Source organism: Streptococcus parasanguinis (assembly GCF_019929185.1).
Taxonomy (GTDB): Bacteria; Bacillota; Bacilli; order Lactobacillales; family Streptococcaceae; genus Streptococcus; species Streptococcus parasanguinis_O.
Genome location: NZ_JAHZPC010000005.1, coordinates 19443 through 41187 on the forward strand (window position 1 = coordinate 19443; position 21745 = coordinate 41187).

Sequence of the window (21745 nt, forward strand, 5' to 3'; positions counted from 1 at the left end):
ACGAAAGGAGCTTTTTTATGAATAAATTTAAGGTAAACATTTCAGGAATGACTTGTACGGGTTGTGAAAAACACGTAGAATCAGCACTTGAAAAGATAGGTGCTAAAAATATTGAGTCTAGTTATCGTCGTGGTGAAGCAGTATTTGAACTGCCCGATGATATTGAGGTTGAAAGTGCAATAAAGGCGATTGATGAAGCAAATTACCAAGCCGGAGAAATTGAAGAAGTATCATCACTAGAAAACGTGGCGTTAATTAATGAAGACAATTATGACCTTCTTATTATTGGTTCTGGTGCTGCTGCCTTTTCTTCGGCAATTAAAGCTATAGAATACGGTGCAAAAGTTGGAATGATTGAGCGTGGAACGGTTGGGGGAACCTGTGTGAATATTGGCTGTGTTCCGTCAAAAACTCTTCTTAGGGCAGGGGAAATCAATCATTTATCAAAAGACAATCCGTTTATAGGTTTACAAACATCCGCTGGAGAAGTGGATTTAGCTAGTTTAATCACGCAAAAGGATAAATTGGTGAGCGAACTTCGGAATCAAAAATATATGGATTTAATTGATGAATATAATTTTGATTTAATTAAAGGTGAAGCAAAATTCGTTGATGCTAGTACGGTTGAGGTCAATGGGACAAAGTTATCTGCAAAACGCTTTTTAATTGCAACAGGTGCATCGCCTTCGTTGCCCCAAATTTCAGGACTTGAAAAAATGGACTATTTAACTAGTACAACACTTCTTGAGTTAAAGAAAATACCAAAACGATTAACTGTAATTGGTTCAGGATACATTGGAATGGAGCTTGGACAACTATTTCATCATTTAGGTTCAGAAATAACGCTTATGCAAAGAAGTGAGCGACTTTTAAAGGAGTATGATCCTGAGATTTCAGAGTCAGTTGAAAAAGCGTTAATTGAACAGGGTATAAACCTTGTCAAAGGGGCAACTTTTGAGCGTGTTGAACAAAGTGGAGAGATAAAAAGGGTTTACGTAACAGTAAATGGCAGTAGAGAAGTCATTGAATCAGATCAGTTACTTGTTGCCACTGGAAGAAAACCAAATACGGATTCTTTAAATTTAAGTGCAGCAGGTGTTGAAACTGGAAAAAATAATGAAATCCTGATCAATGATTTTGGTCAAACAAGTAATGAAAAGATTTATGCAGCAGGAGATGTGACTTTAGGACCACAATTTGTATATGTAGCAGCCTATGAAGGTGGAATTATTACTGATAATGCTATTGGTGGATTAAACAAAAAAATAGATTTATCGGTAGTTCCTGCTGTTACGTTTACGAATCCGACGGTTGCAACGGTTGGTTTAACAGAAGAACAAGCAAAAGAGAAAGGGTATGATGTGAAGACATCTGTATTACCTTTAGATGCTGTTCCAAGAGCAATTGTAAACCGTGAAACAACCGGTGTATTTAAACTAGTAGCAGATGCAGAAACACTAAAAGTATTAGGGGTTCATATTGTATCTGAAAATGCAGGAGATGTCATCTATGCAGCATCATTAGCTGTTAAATTTGGCTTAACGATAGAAGATTTAACAGAAACCCTAGCACCATATTTAACAATGGCTGAAGGGCTAAAATTAGTTGCACTTACGTTCGATAAAGATATTTCGAAATTATCTTGTTGTGCAGGCTAAGGGAACTTTTTACAACTCCCTATTCAAGTGAACCAGCTAATGCTTTAAGGGATTTTCTAAGTGCATTTGTGGTCACAAAAATAATTTAACACTGATGATTTCGACATCAAATCTATAATTGATACCTTAACACCGCAGAGTAATAAAGGATGAATAATATGTCAGACTTATTATCCCTACCAGACATTAAAACAATAGAACCGCCACAAGAAAATGAAACCGATATGATGTTTAAAGTTGAAGCAGTCGGACCACCTGAACGTTGTCCTGAATGTGGTTTTGACAAGTTGTACAAACACAGTTCAAGAAATCAACTAATTATGGATTTGCCCATTCGTTTAAAGCGAGTGGGCTTACAATTGAACCGTAGACGATACAAGTGTCGTGAATGCGGATCTACCTTCTGGGAACGCCTAATATCTGTAGATGAAAAGCGTAGTATGACCAAAAGGCTTTTAAAGTCCATTCAAGAGCAATCCATGTCTAAGACCTTTGTAGAAGTCGCAGAAAGCGTTGGTGTTGACGAGAAAACCATTAGGAACGTTTTTAAGGACTATGTGGCACTCAAAGAACGTGAATACCAGTTTGAAACTCCTAAGTGGCTTGGGATAGACGAGATACATATTATCCGTAGACCTCGGCTTGTATTGACTAATATTGAACGCAGGACTATTTATGACATCAAGCCTAACCGTAACAAGGAAACAGTCATCCAACGTCTTTCAGAAATCAGTGACAGGACTTACATTGAGTACGTCACAATGGATATGTGGAAGCCCTACAAAGACGCAGTGAACACTATCCTTCCACAAGCTAAAGTTGTCGTAGATAAGTTTCATGTAGTTAGAATGGCTAATCAAGCCTTAGATAACGTCAGAAAGTCTTTGAAAGCCCATATGAGCCAAAAAGAAAGACGTACCCTTATGCGTGAAAGGTTTATCCTTCTAAAGCGTAAACACGATCTAAATGAACGTGAATCATTCCTCTTAGATACTTGGTTAGGTAATCTTCCTGCTTTAAAAGAAGCCTATGAACTCAAAGAAGAGTTTTACTGGATATGGGATACTCCTGATCCAGATGAAGATCATCTTCGTTATAGTCAATGGAGACACCGTTGTATGTCCAGCAACTCTAAAGACGCATATAAAGACCTCGTGAGAGCCGTAGACAACTGGCATGTTGAAATATTCAACTACTTTGATAAAAGGCTCACTAATGCTTATACGGAGTCAATTAACAGCATTATTAGGCAGGTAGAGCGAATGGGTAGAGGTTACTCGTTTGATGCCTTACGAGCCAAAATCCTTTTCAATGAGAAGCTCCATAAAAAGCGTAAGCCACGATTTAATTCAAGTGCTTTCAATAAAGCTATGTTATACGATACTTTCAATTGGTATGAAGTGAATGATCACGACATTACAGACAACTTAGGTGTCGATTTTTCAACACTTATTAAGAATTTGGAGAAGGGTGATTTATAAGCCCTTTTCCACCATAAAATCCGAATACCCAATTTTTTAAGTATCATTTAGGATGTATTATGTAAGAAACAGGTGGATTACATTCTAAAAGAAGTTGGTAAACCAACTTCTTTTTTTGATGATGTTCCCTTTGATTTTATGGTATACTGAAAGCGATAAAATGATTGGAGCTTCCGATGAAAAAGATTCCCTTAGTATTTTCAGGTTGTCTGTTAGGATTGGTTGGCGCTGGGAACCTTCTTGCAGACTCTCTGCCTGTTCTTGCCCATGCCTTTAGTCTGACAGGTTTGTTCTTCTGGTTTTTCTTTTTAGTCTATCATGCGATTCGCTGGCAAGAAACCAAGATAGAACTCCAACAGCCAGCCCTGTTATCTGGGATGGCGACCTTTCCCATGGCAGGGATGATTCTATCCACCTATCTTTTTCGCCTCTTTCCCGCCTTTGGAGGTCTATCTCAGTTGGTTTGGTGGTCAGCCTTTCTCTTGGATCTTTGCTTGATTCTTTATTTTACCAAGACCCATGTCATGGTGCGTCCAAGAGCCAATGCTACTCCGAGTTGGACCGTTCTCTATGTGGGCATTGCAGTAGCAGCCTTGACCTACCCTGTTGTAGGAATCAGGGAGATTGCTTATCTCGCTTTAGTGATTGGTTTTGGATTGACCTTTCTTCTCTACCCAGTCATTTTTTTTGATGGGAAAAAGCAGCCCTTACCCAATCATCTGTTAGGGCAAGAAGGCATCTATTGTGCTCCATTTTCACTTCTTTTAGCAGCCTTGGTTCGTGTGGGTGGAGCAAGCCTTCCTACCTGGTTCTTACTGATCATGGTGGTGGCCTCGCAAGGGTTTTATTTCTTTGTTTTGACGCGCCTGCCAAGAATGATCAAAGAAGGTTTTCAACCCGCTTTTTCAGCTCTGACCTTTCCAACGGTCATCACAGCGACCTCTTTAAAAATGGCCCAAGGCTTGTTGCAATTACCTTTCTTGACAGTTCTTGTATGGATGGAAACTCTTCTTTGTCTCTTGATTTTAGTCGCTGTTTTAGGAGGTTATGTAGCTTTTCTTAAAGAGTAAGGGTAGGCATCCTTATGATTGATTCCTGGACGCGATTATGGTAAGATGCACTATACGATTTGTCATACTCTATAAGAAAGGTCTCTATGAAATTCATCAAAGGAAAGCTCTCACTGCTTTATCCCCTCTTTCTGCTCTTGTTTTATTTTTATATCCGGCCTCAGTTTCGCCCCTTGGCCCAGTATGTCTCTACTAGTCTAGCAAGCGCAAATAGTTATTATTGGACCTTATTTGGCCTAGAAGGCCTCTATGCAACCTTTGCAGGATTTTTGGTCTATCGTTTTTCTAAAAAAGCGCAGTTTAAGCTGGGGAAAAACCCTCTTCAATCTCTGATGGAAGCCATTTTTGCAGCCTGTTTGCTCTACTGGTTGGACTACTTCATCAGTGGTTTTGTTCAAGGACGGGCAGCCGTTTTGAGTCTCTTTCCTCGGGAAATAAGTTCCACAGGGGTGCTCATCCTGGTGATCGCAATGGTCATTATCCGGCCGGTGACAGAAGAGCTGATCTTTCGTGGAGCCTTGGTAAATGCCTACTTCAAAGGCTGGAAACTCTATGCAGAGATTTGGCTTCCAGCCCTCATCTACAGTGGCCTGCATTTTCTCCATACTCCCTTTTCGTTAGGGGCTTGTATCATCTATCTCCTACCGAGTGTGATTTTTGGGACCCTGTATTATCGGAGCAAGACGCTCCTTTCTCCGATTTTAGGCCATATCTTGCTCAATCTTTACTACACCTTGCCTTTGCTTTTATCTGTGTTCAAGTAGCAACCGATTTCCTGAGGGAGATTGGTTTTTTTTGAAAATATGGTATAATAGAATAAATTTAATAGAGGGAGTGGAGGTTTGAAAAAAAGCTACCGCGTCAAACGTGACAAAGATTTTAATGCTATTTTTAAAAGTGGTCAAAATGTTGCCAATCGGAAATTCGTTGTTTACCGCTTGCGCAAAGACCAACCACATTTTCGAGTCGGCCTGTCTGTTAGTAAGAAGCTGGGAAATGCTGTGACTAGAAATCGCATCAAACGTTTGATTCGCCATGTTTTAATCAAACACCAAGCCTTCCTTACGACCGATGATTTTGTTGTCATTGCTCGTAAAGGAGTGGAGGAGCTCGACTTTCATCAAGTAGAGAAAAATCTTGTACATGTCTTAAAATTAGCGCATGTCTACCAAGAAAGGGAATAATGTGAAAAAGAAACTGAAGTTAACTGGATTATTAGGAGCGGCCTTATTGGTCTTGACAGCTTGTGGAACCTCTCAAGTGACAGCTCAGTCGACAGGTGGTTGGGAACGCTTCGTCTACTTCTTTGCCGAAGCCATTCGCTTCTTGTCATTTGGCGGAAGTATCGGTGTGGGGATTATCGTCTTTACCATTGTGATCCGGACGGTCCTCTTGCCGCTTTTCCAATATCAAATGAATTCAACCCGCAAGATGCAGGAAATTCAACCCCTACTCAAGGAATTGCAAGCCAAGTATCCTGGAAAGGATCTAGATAGTCGGACCAAGCTTTCTGAAGAGATGCGGGCCCTTTACAAGGAAAAAGGCGTCAAAACATCTTCAGCCTTCCTTCCTCTCTTGATTCAGATGCCGGTTTTGATGGCCTTATTCCAAGCGCTGAGCCGTGTAGAATTCCTTAAAGTCGGTCACTTCCTTTGGTTGGACCTTGGCGCGATCGACCCGACTTACGTCTTGCCGGTTCTTGCAGCTCTCTTCACATTTTTCAGTAGTTGGTTAACCAATAAAGCCATGCCAGAGCGCAATGGTAGTGCAACAACCATGATGTATGTGATGCCTGTGATGATCTTCTTCTTTGCCTTGTTCTCGGCCAGCGGGGTCGCACTCTACTGGGTGACTTCCAATGCTTACCAAGTCGGACAGACCTATCTCTTGAACAACCCCTTCAAGATTATCGCAGAGCGTGAAGCAAAAGAGCAAGCTTCGCGAGACATGGAAAAACAAAAACGCCGTGCCCTAAACAAAGCACAGAAAAAGAAAAAATAAGAAAGAGGTGGACATATGGTCCTATATACTGGAGCAACTGTTGAAGAAGCCATTCAAAAAGGCCTGAACGATTTAGATATTCCCCGTATGAAGGCACACATTACAGTTGTAGCGCGTGAGAAGAAAGGTTTTCTTGGCTTGTTTGGGAAAAAACCAGCCCAGGTTGAGATTGAGCCGATTGCAGAAACAACGGTTGTGAAAGCCAATCAAAAAGCCGTCAAAGGTGTCCCAGATGAAATCAATGCGCAAAACGAGCCGGTTAAGACAGTGAGCGAAGCAACGGTCGATCTCGGACGCGTCGTTGCAGCGATCAAAAAGGTCGAAGAAGAAGGAGAGGTTGTCTCTGAAGAAATCAAGACAGAAATCCTCAAACATGACAAAGAAGCAGATACCGTTCTTGAAGAAAAAGGGCATGAACATATCCTTGAGAAAGTCAAAGAACCAGTAGCAAAAGAATCAAATGAGTCTGATTTCTCAAACCTTGGTATCGAAGTAGAGGAAAACTACAATATCGAAGAAGTCGTCACAGATGTGACAGCCTATGTTCAAACAGTAATCGATGAAATGGATGTGGATGCGACCATCTCAAGTAGTCACAACCGCCGTACGGTCAATATGCAAATTGATACCAATGAGCCAGGACGTGTCATCGGCTACCACGGAAAAGTCTTGAAGGCTCTTCAACTTTTGGCGCAAAATTACCTGTATAACCGCTACTCAAAGAATTTTTACATTACCATTAATGTTAATGACTATGTAGAACACCGTGCGGAAGTTCTTCAAAGCTATGCTCAGAAGTTGGCAACACGTGCCCTCGAAGATGGGCAAGCCCAACAGACAGATCCGATGTCAAACAGTGAACGCAAAATTATTCACCGGATCGTCTCTAAGATGGAAGGAGTCACTAGCTACTCTGAAGGGGAAGAACCAAACCGTTACGTGGTGGTAGACATCGAAGGATAATCTAGCGATTATTTCCCATAAGGGAGAGACGGGATTGAGCCGATCTCTCCTTTTTTAGGTTTAGAAAGGAAACAGATGGCATTTGCAGCGATTCGAGAGTTTTTAAAGCTTCAAGGAATCAAATACCAGTCACCAGCGAAGGCAGGAGTGCTAGCCCCAGAGATGGAGCAGTATCGTACACTAGCTCAGGCAGCTCGTAAGGAATTTACGGATTTGGTCTCAGCCTTTCAGCAGCGTCACCCCTATTTGGAGCAAGATCGGACCAGCCAGTGGATGAACCAGGCTCAAGTCTTGCGTCCTCATTTTTGGGCCTATCTAAAAGGAGAAGGAACGATGGCAGAACCCATGTTTGCCTTGAGACTTTATGGAGACGCTGCTGATTTTGGAGTTTCCTTAGAGGTGAGCTTTATCGAGCGAAAAAAAGATGATCAGAGCCTTCCAAAGCAAAACAAGGTTCTCACTCTTCCCATCTCTCAACCAGTCTATTACCTTGCTCAGGAAAATGGTGAGAGTCGAAGGGTAGAAGGAACAGAAAAGAATCGCCATGATCTGTTACAAGCAGTAGCAGAAGGAGCGGTTCGTAAGGTCCTCGTCAAATACGATGTTTCTCTAGTCAAGGAGGGTTCTCTTGAGGATATCCTAGATCAGTTGCAAGAGGCGCTGGTGGCTCTGGAACCCTATTATTTAGCTACGCGTTAGGTATACTAAAGAATTCTCAGAGCTCCATTTGCAACAATTTTCTCATAGCTATTGACAAATAGCGCTGAATCCGATAGAATAGTAAAGTATGTTTAGTAACTGATCACAACTAGCCGGCTAAACGAATACAAAATCTATGAGGAGGTATTCATCGTGAAACGTACTTATCAACCAAGTAAACTTCGTCGTGCGCGCAAACATGGTTTCCGTCACCGTATGGCAACTAAAAATGGTCGTCGCGTATTGGCAGCTCGTCGTCGTAAAGGACGCAAAGTTTTGGCTGCCTAATTCAGATAAAAACCTAAAAACCAGTAGAAACTCGAGACTACTGGTTTTTGTTTTGTCCGAAAGTGAATTTAGAGGCGCTTTCTGCTATAATAGAAAGAAGAAAAACTCGGAAGAAAAGGAAGATCATGCAGATTTTTGATACCCACACCCATCTCAATGTGGAAGAATTCGCAGGAAAAGAACAAGAAGAGCTCGACTTGGCCAAGGAAATGGGTGTTGTAGCCCACAATATCGTTGGTTTTGACAAATCGACGATTGAGCGAGGAATAGCCTTGGCAGACCAGCATCCAGAACTCTATCTCACGCTTGGTTGGCACCCCACTGAGGCAGGAGATTATACTCCTGAAGTGGAGGCCTATTTACTTGAACAGCTAAAACATCCCAAAGTCGTCGCACTCGGAGAAATTGGTCTGGATTACCACTGGATGACAGCACCAAAAGACATTCAAGAAAAGGTCTTTCGTCGTCAGATTCAACTGTCTAAGGACTTGGACTTGCCTTTCGTGGTGCATACGCGTGATGCTCTTGAAGATACCTATGCCATTATCAAGAGTGAAGGAGTTGGGCCACGTGGTGGGATTATGCATTCTTTCTCAGGAAGTCTAGAAGAAGCTAAACGCTTCATGGATCTGGGAATGATGATCTCCTTTTCTGGAGTAGTGACGTTTAAGAAAGCCACAGATGTCCAAGAAGCAGCAGCTGGCCTGCCGTTAGACAAGATCTTGGTTGAAACAGATGCCCCTTATCTGGCACCAGTTCCCAAACGTGGTCGGGAAAATAAAACAGCCTATACTCGTTATGTAGTAGACTTCATTGCAACACTACGTGGCTTAACAACAGAAGAAGTGGCTCAGGCAACCTATGACAATGCAAGAAAGGTATTTGGCCTTGACTGATAAAAGAAAAATACCAGAAGTGATTGTCGTGGAGGGCAAGGACGACACAGCCAATCTCCGTCGTTTTTATGAGGTGGATACCTATGAAACACGTGGATCCGCCATTAATCAAGATGACTTGGAACGAATTGCTACCTTGCAAGAGTTGCGTGGAGTCATTGTCTTCACGGATCCAGACTACAATGGGGAGCGCATTCGCAAGATCATTATGCAAGAGGTACCCCAGGCCAAACATGCTTTTTTAAATCGTGGCGAAGCAGTGCCCAAATCCAAGACCAAGGGGCGTTCTCTTGGAGTGGAGCATGCCAGTTTTGAAGACTTAGAAAAAGCCCTAGCTGGACTGGTCGGGTCTTACGAAGATGAAAATTTCTTTGATATCACAAAGACCGACTTGATGCGGCTTGGACTGTTGATGGGAACCGATAGTCGCAAACGGCGGGAATATCTAGGAGAAGCCTTGCGCATCGGCTACTGCAATGGCAAGCAATTGATCAAACGCTTGGAGTTGTTTGGAATTTGTTTAGCACAAGTCGAAGAGGCCATGGCCAGTTATTAAGACGGAAGTAGAGGGGATCCTTTACCCCTAAACTGATTAGAAAAGAGAAAAAATGAGAATTGCAGATTATAGCGTGACCAAGGCAGTGCTGGAGCGTCACGGTTTTACCTTTAAAAAATCCTTCGGTCAGAACTTCTTGACCGATACCAACATCCTTCAAAAAATTGTGGATACGGCAGAGATTGATAAGCAGGTCAATGTCATCGAAATCGGTCCAGGAATTGGAGCTTTGACAGAATTTTTGGCAGAAAATGCCGCAGAAGTAATGGCTTTTGAGATTGATGACCGCTTGGTTCCCATTTTGGCGGATACCTTACGGGATTTTGACAATGTAACGGTTGTCAACCAAGACATCCTCAAGGTAGACCTCAACCAGTACATCGCAGAGTTTAAAAACCCAGACCTTCCGATCAAGGTGGTGGCTAACCTTCCTTACTACATCACAACTCCCATCCTCATGCACTTGATCGAATCCAAGATTCCTTTCCAAGAATTTGTGGTCATGATGCAAAAAGAGGTGGCAGACCGCATCTCGGCTGAGCCCAACACCAAGGCTTATGGTTCTTTATCCATTGCAGTCCAATACTATATGACTGCTAAGGTAGCCTTTATCGTACCCCGCACCGTCTTTGTGCCAGCACCAAATGTCGACTCTGCCATCCTCAAGATGGTCCGCCGCGAAGAGCCAGCAGTAGCAGTCAAGGATGAAGATTTCTTCTTCTCTGTCAGCAAGGCCAGCTTTGTTCACCGCCGCAAAACACTTTGGAACAACTTGACCAGTCGCTTTGGTAAGACCGAAGAAATCAAAGCCAAACTAGAAGCAGGAATCCAAGCTGCCGGCCTGCAACCTTCTGTACGAGGAGAAGCTCTTAGCTTAGAAGACTTCGCTCGCCTAGCAGATGGCCTTCTAGAAGCAGGAATAAAATAACAGAAAAGACATGAGCTTCGTAGCTCATGTCTTGTTTGTTGTAGAAGGAAAGGACGGGATTTGAACCCGCGCGTGAATAAAATCCACTTGCCGGATTTCGAGTCCGGTGCCGTACCGAGCTGGGCCACCTTTCCAAGATGCGGAGAAAGGGATTTGAACCCTCACGCCCGAAGGGGCACATGCGCCTGAAGCATGCGTGTCTGCCGTTCCACCACCTCCGCATAGTTCTATTATACACTTTTTAGGAAAAATGCCAAGGAAAAAAAGGAAGGTGCCCTTTCCCGAATTCTGCTAAAAGACAAGTCATAACGGATACTCCGTCTTCTGTTTCTATCCATTTAAAAAACGAACCTATTCGTTTCTAAAAGTGTCCGGAGAGGTTCACTTTTCGTTTTTTCTTATCAAGCAATCCAGCCTTATTTCTCATTTTTTGGTATAATAGATAGTATTAATCTCAAAGGAGTACGATTTGCAAGGAACAATCGTCAAGGCCTTGGCTGGCTTCTACTACGTGGAGTCAGATGGTCACATTTACCAGACACGGGCTCGTGGAAATTTTAGAAAAAAAGGACAGACTCCTTATGTGGGGGATCAGGTGGAGTTCTCTGCTGAAGAGAATTCAGAAGGCTACATCTTGAGCATTGCGCCTCGAAAAAATAGCCTCGTGCGCCCTCCTATTGTCAATATTGATCAGGCAGTAGTCATCATGTCTGCTAAGGAGCCTGATTTCAATGCCAATCTTTTAGACCGTTTTCTGGTCCTTTTGGAGCACAAGGGGATTCATCCCATTGTCTATATTTCAAAACTGGACTTGTTAGAAGATATGGAAGACATCCACTACTACCAAGGAATCTATCAGGCTATTGGCTATGATTTTGTCTTGTCGATTGAGGAACTCTTGCCCCTTTTGACCAATCAAACCACGGTCTTTATGGGACAGACCGGTGTAGGAAAATCGACCTTGCTCAATAAAATCGCTCCGGATCTGGAGCTTGAAACGGGTGAGATTTCAGATAGTCTGGGGCGCGGTCGACACACGACCCGAGCTGTCAGCTTTTACCATTTAAATGGAGGAAAGATCGCAGATACGCCAGGCTTCTCCTCCCTCGATTATGAAGTGACAACCAGTGAAGACTTAAATCAAGCTTTTCCGGAGATCGCCGATGTGAGCCACTCTTGTAAATTTCGTACCTGTACCCACACGCATGAGCCAGCTTGTGCGGTGAAACCAGCCGTTGAAAGAGAGAAAATTGCACCTTTCCGTTATGAGAATTACTTGCAATTTCTAAGTGAGATTGAAAACCGTCGCGAAACCTATAAAAAAGTTTCGAAAAAAATGCCAAAATAGGAGACACTACAACGATGAAAACAATGAAAATTGCACCCTCAATTTTGAGTGCAGATTATGCCAATTTTGAAAGTGAATTGAAACGCTTAGAAGCAGCAGGAGCTGACTATGCCCATATCGATGTCATGGATGGCCATTTTGTGCCCAATATCAGCTTTGGAGCTGGTGTCGTAGAGAGCATGCGTCCACATAGCAAGTTAGTTTTTGATTGCCACTTGATGGTCACCAATCCTGAACACCATATCGAAGAATTTGCCCGTGCAGGAGCTGATATCATCAGCATCCATGTGGAAGCTACTCCCCATATTCACGGAGCTCTTCAAAAAATTCGTCAAGCGGGTGTGAAGGCTAGTGTCGTGATCAACCCAGGGACTCCTGTAGACAGTATCAAACATGTCTTGAACTTGGTGGATCAAGTCTTGGTTATGACCGTTAATCCAGGATTCGGTGGCCAAGCCTTCTTGCCTGAAACAATGGACAAGGTGCGCGAATTAGCCGCTCTTCGTGAAGAAAAAGGCTTAGACTTTGATATCGAAGTGGATGGTGGAATTGATGACCAAAGTATTTCGCAAGCCAAAGAAGCCGGGGCCAATGTCTTTGTAGCAGGCTCTTATGTCTTTAATGGAGATGTCAATGAGCGCGTTCAAACGCTCCGAGATGCTGTAAATGGATAACATCGCAATACTGGCAGGAGGTGACAGCACGCTCTTGCCAAGAGATCATGACGTTTATGTAGGCGTTGACGGAGGCTGTTTGAAGTTACTGGAACAAGGTCTGCCTTTAGATATGGCTGTGGGGGATTTCGATTCCGTCTCTGAGACCGATTTGAATAAGATCCGTACCCAAGCCAAGCAGGTTGTTCAGTCCGTTCCTGAAAAGAATGATACGGATTTGGAATTGACCTTGAAAGCGGTCTTTGAGGCCTATCCAGAGGCTGCTGTCACCGTTTATGGTGCCTTTGGCGGTCGTTTGGATCACTTTTTGTCCAATATCTTTTTGCCGACCGATCCAGACCTAGCTCCCTACATGGAGCAAATCCAATTAGTCGACGGTCAAAATCGCTTGATCTACAGACCAGCTGGTTGCCATGAGATTCAGCCAGATCCAGCCATGTCCTATGTTGGTTTTATGCCTGTCGGAGAAGGCCGCTTAGAGATCACAGGGGCCAAGTATCCGCTCCATCAGGAGAATTATTTTTTGAAGGCCATGTATGGCTCCAATGAATTTTTGGATCAACCGATTCAAGTGAGTCTTGACCGTGGCTATCTTGTCATTGTTTATAGTAAAGACAGAGGTTAATATGAATATCATTCTGCTTCTGATTGGCCTGCTCAATCTGGGTCTCCTTATCTATCTCTTGCAACGGTCAGATGATACAAGACCGGCTTTACGAGAGATGCTGGAAGACCATGAGGATCATTTGACAGACCAGTTGGACTATCGTTTTGAAAAAGAAAGACAAGCAAGCCAGATTGCCAATCAGCAGTTAGAGATCGCCCTGACAGATCGCTTAACCGAGATGCGAGTGGAGATCCACCAGCAGACGACGGCTCTGCGCGCTGAGATGAATGAGCACTTTACTAAAAATCGGGACAAAACAGATGAGCGCATGCGCCAGATCCAAGAGTCCAATGAAGTGCGGCTAGAACAGATGCGCCAAACGGTAGAAGAAAAATTGGAGAAAACCTTGCAGCACCGCTTGCAGACCTCCTTTGAGACGGTTTCAAAACAATTGGAGTCGGTCAACAAAGGGCTGGGAGAAATGCAGACGGTGGCGCGGGATGTCGGAACCCTTAATAAAGTTCTCTCCAATACCAAGACGCGTGGGATTATGGGCGAATTGCAACTGGGCCAAATTATTGAAGATATCTTGACCCCAGCCCAGTATGAGCGGGAGTTTGTCACCGTTCCCCAATCCAGTGAGCGCGTGGAGTATGCCATTAAGCTTCCAGGGCAAGGAGAGGAGCCAGTCTATCTGCCAATTGACTCTAAATTCCCACTGGAAGACTACTATCGTCTGGAAGAAGCTTATGAATCAGGAGAGAAAGAGGAGATCGAGCGTTACCGCAAGGCCCTTCTTGCTAGTATCAAGCGTTTTGCTAAGGATATCCAACAAAAATACCTCTTTCCACCAGCGACAACGAATTTCGGAATTCTCTTTTTGCCAACCGAAGGCCTCTATTCCGAAGTGGTTCGCAATCCAGAATTCTTCGATGGCTTGCGTCGGGACGAACAAATTTTGGTGGCTGGTCCAAGCACCCTATCAGCCCTCTTGAACTCCTTGTCTGTTGGCTTTAAAACGCTCAACATCCAAAAGAGTGCAGATGACATTAGCAAGGTGTTGGGATCGGTCAAATCAGAATTCCATAAGTTTGGAGGGATTCTGGCCAAGACTCAGCGTCATTTAAAGAATGCTTCCAATAATATTGATGATTTGCTAACCAGACGGACCAGTGCCATCGAGCGGACACTCCGCCAAATCGAAAGCGATGAGGACCTGCTGGGACTAGATGTATATATAGAAGATGGAGAAGATGATGGTCAAAATTAACCAAATGAAAAAAGATGAATTGTTCGAAGGATTCTATTTGATCAAGTCAGCAGAAGTGCGTCAAACGCGGGCTGGGAAGAACTATCTAGCCTTTGTTTTTCAGGATGAGACCGGCACGATCGAAGGCAAACTATGGGATGCCCAACCACACAATGTAGAGAGCTTTACAGCTGGGCGCGTGGTCCATATGGCTGGCCGTCGGGAGGTCTACAATAATACTCCACAAGTTAATCAATTGAATATGCGTTTGCCACAAGCAGGAGAGCCCAACAATCCAGCAGACTTCAAGGAAAAACCACCAGTAGATCCCAAGGAATTGCATGAATACCTGTCAAACATGATTTTCAAAATTGAAAATCCAGTTTGGCAACGGATTGTCCGTGCCCTCTATGGAAAATATGAGAAAGAGTTTTATAGCTATCCAGCTGCTAAGACGAACCATCATGCCTTTGAAGCAGGTCTCGCTTATCATACAGCGACCATGGTCCGCTTGGCAGATAGTATCGGCGATATCTATCCTCAATTGAATAAGAGTTTGCTATTTGCAGGGATTATGTTACACGATTTGGCTAAAGTGATCGAGTTGACGGGTCCTGAAAATACAGAATACACTGTTCGGGGCAACCTCATCGGCCACATTGCACTCATCGATGAAGAAATCACCAAGGTCTTGCAAGAGTTGAAGATTGATGATCAAAAAGAAGAAGTCATCGTCCTTCGCCATGTGATCTTGAGTCACCATGGCTTGCTCGAATACGGTAGTCCTGTTCGTCCAAAAATCATGGAAGCAGAGATTATTCATATGATTGATAATTTGGATGCAGAAATGATGATGATGACAACAGCACTTGGCTTAATTGGTCCTGGCGAAATGACCAATAAAATCTTTGCTATGGAAAATCGTTACTTCTATAAACCGAATCTCGACTAGTAAAAACAGAGATAAATACGGGAATAATTCTGCTAAAAATGAAATAATCAGGAAAAAACGGCCTTCTGTAAATCAGAATGTTCGTTTTTTTCGCTTCTTATGGTATAATGATAGAAAAAACTACATGGTGAGAAAATGAAATTAAGAAGAAGTGAACGGATGGTCGTGATTTCTAATTACTTGATCAACCATCCCTATGAATTGACGAGCCTCAATACGTTTGCGGAAAAGTATGAGTCTGCCAAGTCTTCCATCTCAGAAGATATCGTGATCATTAAGCGTGCGTTTGAAGAGATGGAAATCGGAAATATTGAGACCATTACAGGAGCTGGTGGAGGTGTTATCTTTACACCGTCTATCTCAGATCAAGAATCCAAAGAAATCGTCGAGGATCTTTGCAAGCAGCTGTCTGAAAGTGATCGTATCCTTCCTGGTGGCTACATTTACCTGTCTGATCTGTTGAGCAATCCAAAGATTTTGAATCGCATCGGCCGCATCATTGCCAAAGCTTTCCGGGATAAGAAGATTGATGCTGTCATGACCGTAGCGACCAAGGGAGTTCCTCTAGCCAATGCAGTAGCCAATGTCTTGAATGTTCCTTTTGTTATTGTCCGTCGTGATTTGAAAATCACAGAAGGGTCAACCGTTAGTGTCAACTATGTTTCAGGCTCAAGTGGGGATCGCATTGAGAAAATGTTCCTTTCAAAACGGAGCCTAAAAGCAGGAAGCCGGGTCTTGATTGTCGATGACTTCCTTAAAGGTGGCGGAACGATTAACGGGATGGTCAGCCTCTTGTCTGAATTTGATTCTGAATTAGCAGGGGTAGCTGTCTTTGCGGATAATGCTGCAACCGACCGTGAATTCTTTGAACACAAATCCTTATTGCGCGTGACCAACATCGATGTAAAAGAAAATAAATTGAGTGTCGAAGTTGGGAATATCTTTGATTAAGAGCAACAAAGGAGGATCAAAAAGTGAAAAGAATTTTAGATCGATTTGATAATAGTCCTTTGTGGATTCGCTTGGTGACAGTTCTGTCTCTATCCTTTATTTTGGTAGCTGGTTTGTATACCGTTAAAAAGAATACAGCTGCCCAGGTAACGACAGAAATTCAACCTGCTAAAAAAACAGGTTCCCTTCCAGTGAAAAAGGAAACAAAGGAAGAAAAAGAAAAGAAGGAAGAAAAGAAAAATACAGAAGCTGCTGAAAAAGCAGTCGTTCAAATGGAAACAACTCCAAGTCAAGATTCTGTGAACGCTGCCCAAGCTGCTGTGAAGAAAGTCAAAGATGCGACTCAAAAGCAATCGCTTGAGGCCCGTATCCAATACATCGCTAACTATTATGGACTGACCTATGAGAGCGACACAGCGGCAACACAGCAGACTCAAACAGACGCTAATGCCAACACGAACGCGAACGCAAATACTAATGCCAATGCCAATGCTGGAGTAGCTGGAGCCAATGCGACAGTTCAACCACAACAGCAACAACAGTATGCTCCGGCTGCAGATGCAGGGGCAGAAGTACCTGCTGAAGCTGGTCAATAATGAACTTTTTCGACTTCTTTAAAAAATAAAAAAACATCTTGCAATCAAAGTGCCGTCATGTTATAATAATAGACGGTACTTTTTACTTTTGGTCTCTCAAGAGTGTACAGGGACGTGCTGACAAATGTTGCAAAAGTACACACAGATGGTAGCTGTCACCAAGTGTACCATCACCAAAAATAAAAAATTTCACAGGAGAATGTAGATGCCTACAATTAACCAATTGGTTCGCAAACCGCGTAAATCAAAAGTAGAAAAATCTAAATCACCAGCTTTGAACGTTGGTTACAACAGTCATAAAAAAGTTCAAACAAACGTTTCTTCACCACAAAAACGTGGTGTTGCAACTCGTGTTGGAACAATGACACCTAAAAAACCTAACTCTGCCCTTCGTAAATTTGCCCGTGTACGTTTGAGCAACTTGATCGAAGTAACTGCTTATATCCCAGGTATCGGACACAACTTGCAAGAACACAGCGTGGTTCTTCTTCGTGGTGGACGTGTAAAAGACCTTCCAGGGGTACGTTACCATATCGTCCGTGGAGCACTTGATACTGCAGGTGTAAACGATCGTAAACAAGGCCGTTCTAAATACGGTACTAAAAAACCAAAAGCATAAGGAAAGGGGATAAAGAAAAATGAGTCGTAAAAACCGTGCGCCTAAACGCGATGTATTGCCAGATCCGCTTTACAATTCACAATTAGTTACTCGTCTTATCAACCGCGTTATGCTTGATGGTAAACGTGGTACAGCTGCTTCAATCGTTTACGGAGCTTTCGAACAAATTAAAGAAGCTACTGGAAACGATGCTCTTGAAGTATTCGAAACAGCTATGGAAAACATCATGCCTGTACTTGAAGTACGTGCTCGCCGTGTCGGTGGTTCTAACTACCAAGTCCCAGTTGAAGTTCGTCCAGAACGTCGTACAACACTTGGACTTCGTTGGTTGGTAACAATCGCTCGTCAACGTGGTGAACACACAATGGTTGATCGTCTTGCAAAAGAAATCTTGGATGCAGCGAACAACACTGGTGCAGCTGTTAAGAAACGTGAAGATACTCACCGTATGGCTGAAGCTAACCGTGCATTCGCACACTTCCGCTGGTAAGATCATGATGCTAGGAACGGCAAGGATGCAAAGTGAAAATAGGAAACTGACGCAGTATTCGATGAATACAAGGAAGTTTATCTTTTTCACACAGCATCCCGTTCCGGCTCAAATCGGCTAACTAACTTTAGCCCGAGTTCAATTAAGCTTCGTCAGCTCTTGAACCCAATTCAACTCTTCTTACAAGTTGGAACCAAAACTTAGCATGAAAACACTGAGAACGGGTAGGTCCTGCCTATCCGTTTTTATTAAATCATGTTATAATAGAATATAGAAATAAAAAATATAGGAGAAACAAACCTCATGGCACGCGAATTTTCACTTGAAAAAACTCGTAATATCGGTATCATGGCTCACGTCGATGCTGGTAAAACAACTACAACTGAGCGTATCCTTTACTACACTGGTAAGATTCACAAAATCGGTGAAACTCACGAAGGTGCGTCACAAATGGACTGGATGGAGCAAGAACAAGAACGTGGTATCACTATCACATCTGCCGCTACAACAGCTCAATGGAAAGACACTCGTGTAAACATCATCGACACACCAGGACACGTGGACTTCACTATCGAAGTTCAACGTTCACTCCGCGTTTTGGACGGTGCTGTAACCGTTCTTGACTCACAATCAGGTGTTGAGCCTCAAACTGAAACAGTTTGGCGTCAAGCAACTGAATACGGAGTTCCACGTATCGTATTCGCTAACAAGATGGATAAAATCGGTGCTGACTTCCTTTACTCAGTAAGCACACTTCATGACCGTCTTCAAGCAAACGCTCACCCAATTCAATTGCCAATCGGTGCTGAAGATGACTTCCGCGGAATCATTGACTTGATCAAGATGAAAGCTGAAATCTATACTAACGACCTTGGTACAGATATCCTTGAAGAAGATATTCCAGCTGAATACCTTGAACAAGCTCAAGAATACCGTGAAAAATTGGTTGAAGCAGTTGCTGAAACTGATGAAGACTTGATGATGAAATACCTTGAAGGGGAAGAAATTACTAACGAAGAATTGAAAGCTGGTATCCGTAAAGCTACAATCAACGTTGAATTCTACCCAGTACTTTGTGGTTCTGCCTTCAAGAACAAAGGGGTTCAATTGATGTTGGATGCAGTCCTTGACTACCTTCCAAGCCCACTTGATATCCCTGCAATCAAGGGTGTAAACCCAGATACAGACGAAGAAGAAGAACGTCCAGCATCTGATGAAGAGCCATTTGCAGCTCTTGCCTTCAAGATCATGACTGACCCATTCGTAGGTCGTTTGACATTCTTCCGTGTTTACTCAGGTGTCTTGAACTCAGGTTCATACGTATTGAACACTTCTAAAGGTAAACGTGAACGTATCGGACGTATCCTTCAAATGCACGCCAACACTCGTAAAGAAATCGAAACAGTTTACTCTGGAGATATCGCTGCTGCCGTTGGTTTGAAAGATACTACAACTGGTGACTCATTGACAGATGAAAAAGCAAAAATCATCCTTGAATCAATCGAAGTTCCAGAACCAGTTATCCAATTGATGGTTGAGCCTAAATCTAAAGCGGACCAAGACAAGATGGGTATCGCCCTTCAAAAATTGGCTGAAGAAGATCCAACATTCCGCGTTGAAACAAACCCTGAAACTGGTGAAACAGTTATCTCTGGTATGGGTGAGTTGCACTTGGATGTCCTTGTTGACCGTATGAAACGTGAATTCAAGGTTGAAGCTAACGTTGGTGCTCCTCAAGTATCTTACCGTGAAACATTCCGCGCTTCTACACAAGCACGTGGATTCTTCAAACGTCAATCTGGTGGTAAAGGTCAGTTTGGTGATGTTTGGATCGAATTTACTCCAAACGAAGAAGGTAAAGGATTCGAGTTCGAAAATGCGATCGTCGGTGGTGTGGTTCCACGTGAATTCATCCCTGCAGTAGAAAAAGGACTTCAAGAATCTATGGCGAACGGTGTTCTTGCTGGTTACCCAATGGTTGACGTGAAAGCTAAGCTTTACGATGGTTCATACCACGATGTCGACTCATCTGAAACTGCCTTCAAGATCGCTGCATCTCTTGCACTTAAAGAAGCTGCTAAGACTGCACAACCAGCTATCCTTGAACCAATGATGCTTGTAACCATCACAGTTCCTGAAGAAAACCTTGGGGATGTTATGGGTCACGTAACTGCTCGTCGTGGACGTGTAGATGGTATGGAAGCACACGGTGCAAGCCAAATCGTTCGTGCATATGTACCACTTGCTGAAATGTTCGGTTACGCTACTGTCCTTCGTTCTGCAACTCAAGGACGTGGTACCTTCATGATGGTATTTGACCACTACGAAGATGTACCAAAATCAGTACAAGAAGAAATCATTAAAAAAGCTAAAGGTGAAGCTTAATTTACCAATGCTTAAAAACTCTTCCCACTTTGGGAAGAGTTTTTCTTTGTTCCAAAAGTGAATACAAGTAAAAAAGTGCTCTTCCTAGCAAACAAGACTTTGTGAAAAACTTCAATAAAAGAGGTGGTGATCTATGATAAATCTTGCTTTTCGTGGGGAAATAGTTGCTTTTTAATGCAATAAAGTATATAATAGAGACTGTTAAAAGATGTTTGGCGCTGTGTCAAGTTACTCTTTTCACAAAAAATTTTTTTGATTTTCATAAGGAGGAAATCACGAATGGTAGTTAAAGTTGGTATTAACGGTTTCGGTCGTATCGGACGTCTTGCTTTCCGTCGTATCCAAAACGTAGAAGGTGTTGAAGTTACACGCATCAACGACCTTACAGATCCAGTTATGCTTGCACACTTGTTGAAATACGATACAACTCAAGGTCGTTTCGACGGTACTGTGGAAGTTAAAGAAGGTGGATTCGAAGTTAACGGTAAATTCATTAAAGTTTCCGCTGAACGTGATCCAGAACAAATCGACTGGGCTAACGACGGTGTAGAAATCGTTCTTGAAGCAACTGGTTTCTTTGCTACTAAAGCAGCTGCTGAAAAACACTTGCATGCTGGTGGTGCTAAGAAAGTTGTTATCACTGCTCCTGGTGGATCAGATGTTAAAACAGTCGTATTTAACACTAACCACGATATTCTTGATGGTACTGAAACAGTTATCTCAGGTGCTTCATGTACTACAAACTGCTTGGCTCCAATGGCTAAAGCTCTTCAAGATAACTTCGGTGTTGTTGAAGGATTGATGACTACTATCCACGCTTACACTGGTGACCAAATGATCCTTGACGGTCCACACCGTAAAGGTGACCTTCGTCGTGCACGCGCTGGTGCTGCTAACATCGTTCCTAACTCAACTGGTGCTGCTAAAGCAATCGGTTTGGTTATCCCTGAATTAAACGGTAAATTGGACGGAGCTGCACAACGTGTTCCTGTTCCAACTGGATCAGTTACTGAATTGGTAGTTGTTCTTGACAAGAACGTTACTGTTGATGAAGTGAACGCAGCTATGAAAGCAGCTTCAAACGAATCATACGGTTACACTGAAGATCCAATCGTTTCTTCAGACGTTGTAGGTATGTCTTACGGATCATTGTTTGACGCAACTCAAACTAAAGTTATTGACGTTGACGGTAAACAATTGGTTAAAGTTGTTTCATGGTATGACAACGAAATGTCTTACACTGCACAACTTGTTCGTACTCTTGAATACTTCGCAAAAATTGCTAAATAATTCATGCGTATGATGAGAGGAGGGAAACCTCCTCTTTTTTTGTA

23 protein-coding genes and 2 tRNA genes are annotated in these 21745 nt (G+C 43.0%); 23 read left to right on the plus strand and 2 right to left on the minus strand.

Annotated elements, in window-relative coordinates:
• Positions 1-17 precede the first annotated feature (17 nt).
• From merA to rsmA, 12 genes are all read left to right on the plus strand, one after another.
• Positions 18-1658: a mercury(II) reductase gene (gene merA / locus K1I56_RS04615; RefSeq protein ID WP_001031938.1), complete on the plus strand. Its 1641-nt coding sequence runs from the start codon at positions 18-20 to the stop codon at positions 1656-1658.
• Between the two features lie 158 nt (positions 1659-1816).
• Positions 1817-3139, plus strand: coding sequence for an ISL3 family transposase (locus K1I56_RS04620; RefSeq protein ID WP_223325382.1), 1323 nt, complete (start codon positions 1817-1819; stop codon positions 3137-3139).
• 176 nt (positions 3140-3315) lie between these two features.
• On the plus strand, positions 3316-4209 hold the full coding sequence (locus K1I56_RS04625; RefSeq protein WP_223325383.1) for a TDT family transporter: 894 nt from the start codon (positions 3316-3318) through the stop codon (positions 4207-4209).
• Between the two features lie 86 nt (positions 4210-4295).
• A complete protein-coding gene (locus tag K1I56_RS04630) occupies positions 4296-4973 on the plus strand; it encodes a CPBP family intramembrane glutamic endopeptidase (RefSeq protein ID WP_223325384.1) in 678 nt (225 codons plus the stop codon).
• 78 nt (positions 4974-5051) lie between these two features.
• Complete coding sequence (gene rnpA / locus K1I56_RS04635) at positions 5052-5393, plus strand: ribonuclease P protein component (RefSeq protein ID WP_003002960.1); 342 nt, start codon at positions 5052-5054, stop codon at positions 5391-5393.
• Position 5394: 1 nt separating this feature from the next.
• Positions 5395-6210, plus strand: a complete 816-nt coding sequence (locus K1I56_RS04640; RefSeq protein ID WP_223325385.1) for a YidC/Oxa1 family membrane protein insertase — start codon at positions 5395-5397, stop codon at positions 6208-6210.
• 15 nt (positions 6211-6225) lie between these two features.
• Positions 6226-7173 (plus strand): RNA-binding cell elongation regulator Jag/EloR, encoded by a 948-nt coding sequence (jag, locus tag K1I56_RS04645; RefSeq protein WP_031573879.1) that lies wholly within the window; start codon positions 6226-6228, stop codon positions 7171-7173.
• A 75-nt stretch (positions 7174-7248) separates the two neighbouring features.
• On the plus strand, positions 7249-7872 hold the full coding sequence (locus K1I56_RS04650) for a ribonuclease P (protein WP_223325386.1): 624 nt from the start codon (positions 7249-7251) through the stop codon (positions 7870-7872).
• Between the two features lie 153 nt (positions 7873-8025).
• A complete protein-coding gene (rpmH, locus tag K1I56_RS04655) occupies positions 8026-8160 on the plus strand; it encodes a 50S ribosomal protein L34 (RefSeq protein ID WP_003003086.1) in 135 nt (44 codons plus the stop codon).
• 125 nt (positions 8161-8285) lie between these two features.
• On the plus strand, positions 8286-9056 hold the full coding sequence (locus K1I56_RS04660) for a TatD family hydrolase (protein ID WP_223325387.1): 771 nt from the start codon (positions 8286-8288) through the stop codon (positions 9054-9056).
• Positions 9028-9612 carry a ribonuclease M5 gene (gene rnmV / locus K1I56_RS04665; protein WP_223325388.1) on the plus strand — a complete coding sequence of 195 codons (585 nt, stop codon included), beginning with the start codon at positions 9028-9030 and terminating at the stop codon, positions 9610-9612. Before K1I56_RS04660 ends, rnmV begins: the two co-directional genes overlap by 29 nt.
• A 52-nt stretch (positions 9613-9664) precedes the next feature.
• Positions 9665-10540: a 16S rRNA (adenine(1518)-N(6)/adenine(1519)-N(6))-dimethyltransferase RsmA gene (gene rsmA / locus K1I56_RS04670; RefSeq protein WP_049497093.1), complete on the plus strand. Its 876-nt coding sequence runs from the start codon at positions 9665-9667 to the stop codon at positions 10538-10540.
• A gap of 45 nt (positions 10541-10585) precedes the next feature.
• Here the strand turns inward: rsmA and K1I56_RS04675 are convergent.
• Both K1I56_RS04675 and K1I56_RS04680 read right to left on the minus strand, forming a co-directional pair.
• Positions 10586-10674: transfer RNA gene (locus tag K1I56_RS04675), tRNA-Ser, on the minus strand.
• Positions 10675-10678: 4 nt separating this feature from the next.
• Positions 10679-10761, minus strand: a tRNA-Leu gene (locus tag K1I56_RS04680).
• Positions 10762-11009: 248 nt separating this feature from the next.
• On the opposite strand from K1I56_RS04680, the gene rsgA reads away from it, so the two are divergent.
• The 11 genes from rsgA (at position 11010) to gap (ending at position 21701) form a co-directional block, all read left to right on the plus strand.
• Positions 11010-11888 carry a ribosome small subunit-dependent GTPase A gene (gene rsgA / locus K1I56_RS04685; protein WP_201037223.1) on the plus strand — a complete coding sequence of 293 codons (879 nt, stop codon included), beginning with the start codon at positions 11010-11012 and terminating at the stop codon, positions 11886-11888.
• Between the two features lie 14 nt (positions 11889-11902).
• Positions 11903-12562: a ribulose-phosphate 3-epimerase gene (gene rpe / locus K1I56_RS04690; RefSeq protein ID WP_201037222.1), complete on the plus strand. Its 660-nt coding sequence runs from the start codon at positions 11903-11905 to the stop codon at positions 12560-12562.
• A complete protein-coding gene (locus tag K1I56_RS04695) occupies positions 12555-13187 on the plus strand; it encodes a thiamine diphosphokinase (RefSeq protein ID WP_223325389.1) in 633 nt (210 codons plus the stop codon). The genes rpe and K1I56_RS04695 overlap by 8 nt, the downstream gene beginning before the upstream one ends.
• 1 nt (position 13188) lies before the next feature.
• Positions 13189-14439, plus strand: a complete 1251-nt coding sequence (locus tag K1I56_RS04700) for a DNA recombination protein RmuC (protein WP_223325390.1) — start codon at positions 13189-13191, stop codon at positions 14437-14439.
• Positions 14426-15370 (plus strand): 3'-5' exoribonuclease YhaM family protein, encoded by a 945-nt coding sequence (locus tag K1I56_RS04705; protein WP_223325391.1) that lies wholly within the window; start codon positions 14426-14428, stop codon positions 15368-15370. Before K1I56_RS04700 ends, K1I56_RS04705 begins: the two co-directional genes overlap by 14 nt.
• Positions 15371-15505: 135 nt before the next feature.
• Entirely contained in the window at positions 15506-16321 is an 816-nt protein-coding gene (gene purR, locus K1I56_RS04710) for a pur operon repressor (RefSeq protein ID WP_037599408.1), read from the plus strand.
• A 23-nt stretch (positions 16322-16344) separates the two neighbouring features.
• Positions 16345-16917: a hypothetical protein gene (locus K1I56_RS04715; protein ID WP_049514802.1), complete on the plus strand. Its 573-nt coding sequence runs from the start codon at positions 16345-16347 to the stop codon at positions 16915-16917.
• A 205-nt stretch (positions 16918-17122) separates the two neighbouring features.
• Positions 17123-17536 (plus strand): 30S ribosomal protein S12, encoded by a 414-nt coding sequence (rpsL, locus tag K1I56_RS04720; RefSeq protein ID WP_003003125.1) that lies wholly within the window; start codon positions 17123-17125, stop codon positions 17534-17536.
• Between the two features lie 19 nt (positions 17537-17555).
• Positions 17556-18026, plus strand: coding sequence for a 30S ribosomal protein S7 (gene rpsG / locus K1I56_RS04725; RefSeq protein WP_003003105.1), 471 nt, complete (start codon positions 17556-17558; stop codon positions 18024-18026).
• 303 nt (positions 18027-18329) lie between these two features.
• Positions 18330-20411 carry an elongation factor G gene (fusA, locus tag K1I56_RS04730; RefSeq protein WP_003003071.1) on the plus strand — a complete coding sequence of 694 codons (2082 nt, stop codon included), beginning with the start codon at positions 18330-18332 and terminating at the stop codon, positions 20409-20411.
• 279 nt (positions 20412-20690) lie between these two features.
• On the plus strand, positions 20691-21701 hold the full coding sequence (gap, locus tag K1I56_RS04735) for a type I glyceraldehyde-3-phosphate dehydrogenase (protein ID WP_023919220.1): 1011 nt from the start codon (positions 20691-20693) through the stop codon (positions 21699-21701).
• Positions 21702-21745 lie beyond the last annotated feature (44 nt).

Coding starts and splice junctions, on each gene's coding strand:
- merA (WP_001031938.1), top strand. CDS start 18: ATGAATAAATTTAAGGTAAACATTTCAGGAATGACTTGTACGGGTTGT.
- K1I56_RS04620 (WP_223325382.1), top strand. CDS start 1,817: ATGTCAGACTTATTATCCCTACCAGACATTAAAACAATAGAACCGCCA.
- K1I56_RS04625 (WP_223325383.1), top strand. CDS start 3,316: ATGAAAAAGATTCCCTTAGTATTTTCAGGTTGTCTGTTAGGATTGGTT.
- K1I56_RS04630 (WP_223325384.1), top strand. CDS start 4,296: ATGAAATTCATCAAAGGAAAGCTCTCACTGCTTTATCCCCTCTTTCTG.
- jag (WP_031573879.1), top strand. CDS start 6,226: ATGGTCCTATATACTGGAGCAACTGTTGAAGAAGCCATTCAAAAAGGC.
- K1I56_RS04650 (WP_223325386.1), top strand. CDS start 7,249: ATGGCATTTGCAGCGATTCGAGAGTTTTTAAAGCTTCAAGGAATCAAA.
- K1I56_RS04660 (WP_223325387.1), top strand. CDS start 8,286: ATGCAGATTTTTGATACCCACACCCATCTCAATGTGGAAGAATTCGCA.
- rnmV (WP_223325388.1), top strand. CDS start 9,028: ATGCAAGAAAGGTATTTGGCCTTGACTGATAAAAGAAAAATACCAGAA.
- rsmA (WP_049497093.1), top strand. CDS start 9,665: ATGAGAATTGCAGATTATAGCGTGACCAAGGCAGTGCTGGAGCGTCAC.
- rpe (WP_201037222.1), top strand. CDS start 11,903: ATGAAAACAATGAAAATTGCACCCTCAATTTTGAGTGCAGATTATGCC.
- K1I56_RS04695 (WP_223325389.1), top strand. CDS start 12,555: ATGGATAACATCGCAATACTGGCAGGAGGTGACAGCACGCTCTTGCCA.
- K1I56_RS04700 (WP_223325390.1), top strand. CDS start 13,189: ATGAATATCATTCTGCTTCTGATTGGCCTGCTCAATCTGGGTCTCCTT.
- K1I56_RS04705 (WP_223325391.1), top strand. CDS start 14,426: ATGGTCAAAATTAACCAAATGAAAAAAGATGAATTGTTCGAAGGATTC.
- purR (WP_037599408.1), top strand. CDS start 15,506: ATGAAATTAAGAAGAAGTGAACGGATGGTCGTGATTTCTAATTACTTG.
- rpsL (WP_003003125.1), top strand. CDS start 17,123: ATGCCTACAATTAACCAATTGGTTCGCAAACCGCGTAAATCAAAAGTA.
- rpsG (WP_003003105.1), top strand. CDS start 17,556: ATGAGTCGTAAAAACCGTGCGCCTAAACGCGATGTATTGCCAGATCCG.
- fusA (WP_003003071.1), top strand. CDS start 18,330: ATGGCACGCGAATTTTCACTTGAAAAAACTCGTAATATCGGTATCATG.
- gap (WP_023919220.1), top strand. CDS start 20,691: ATGGTAGTTAAAGTTGGTATTAACGGTTTCGGTCGTATCGGACGTCTT.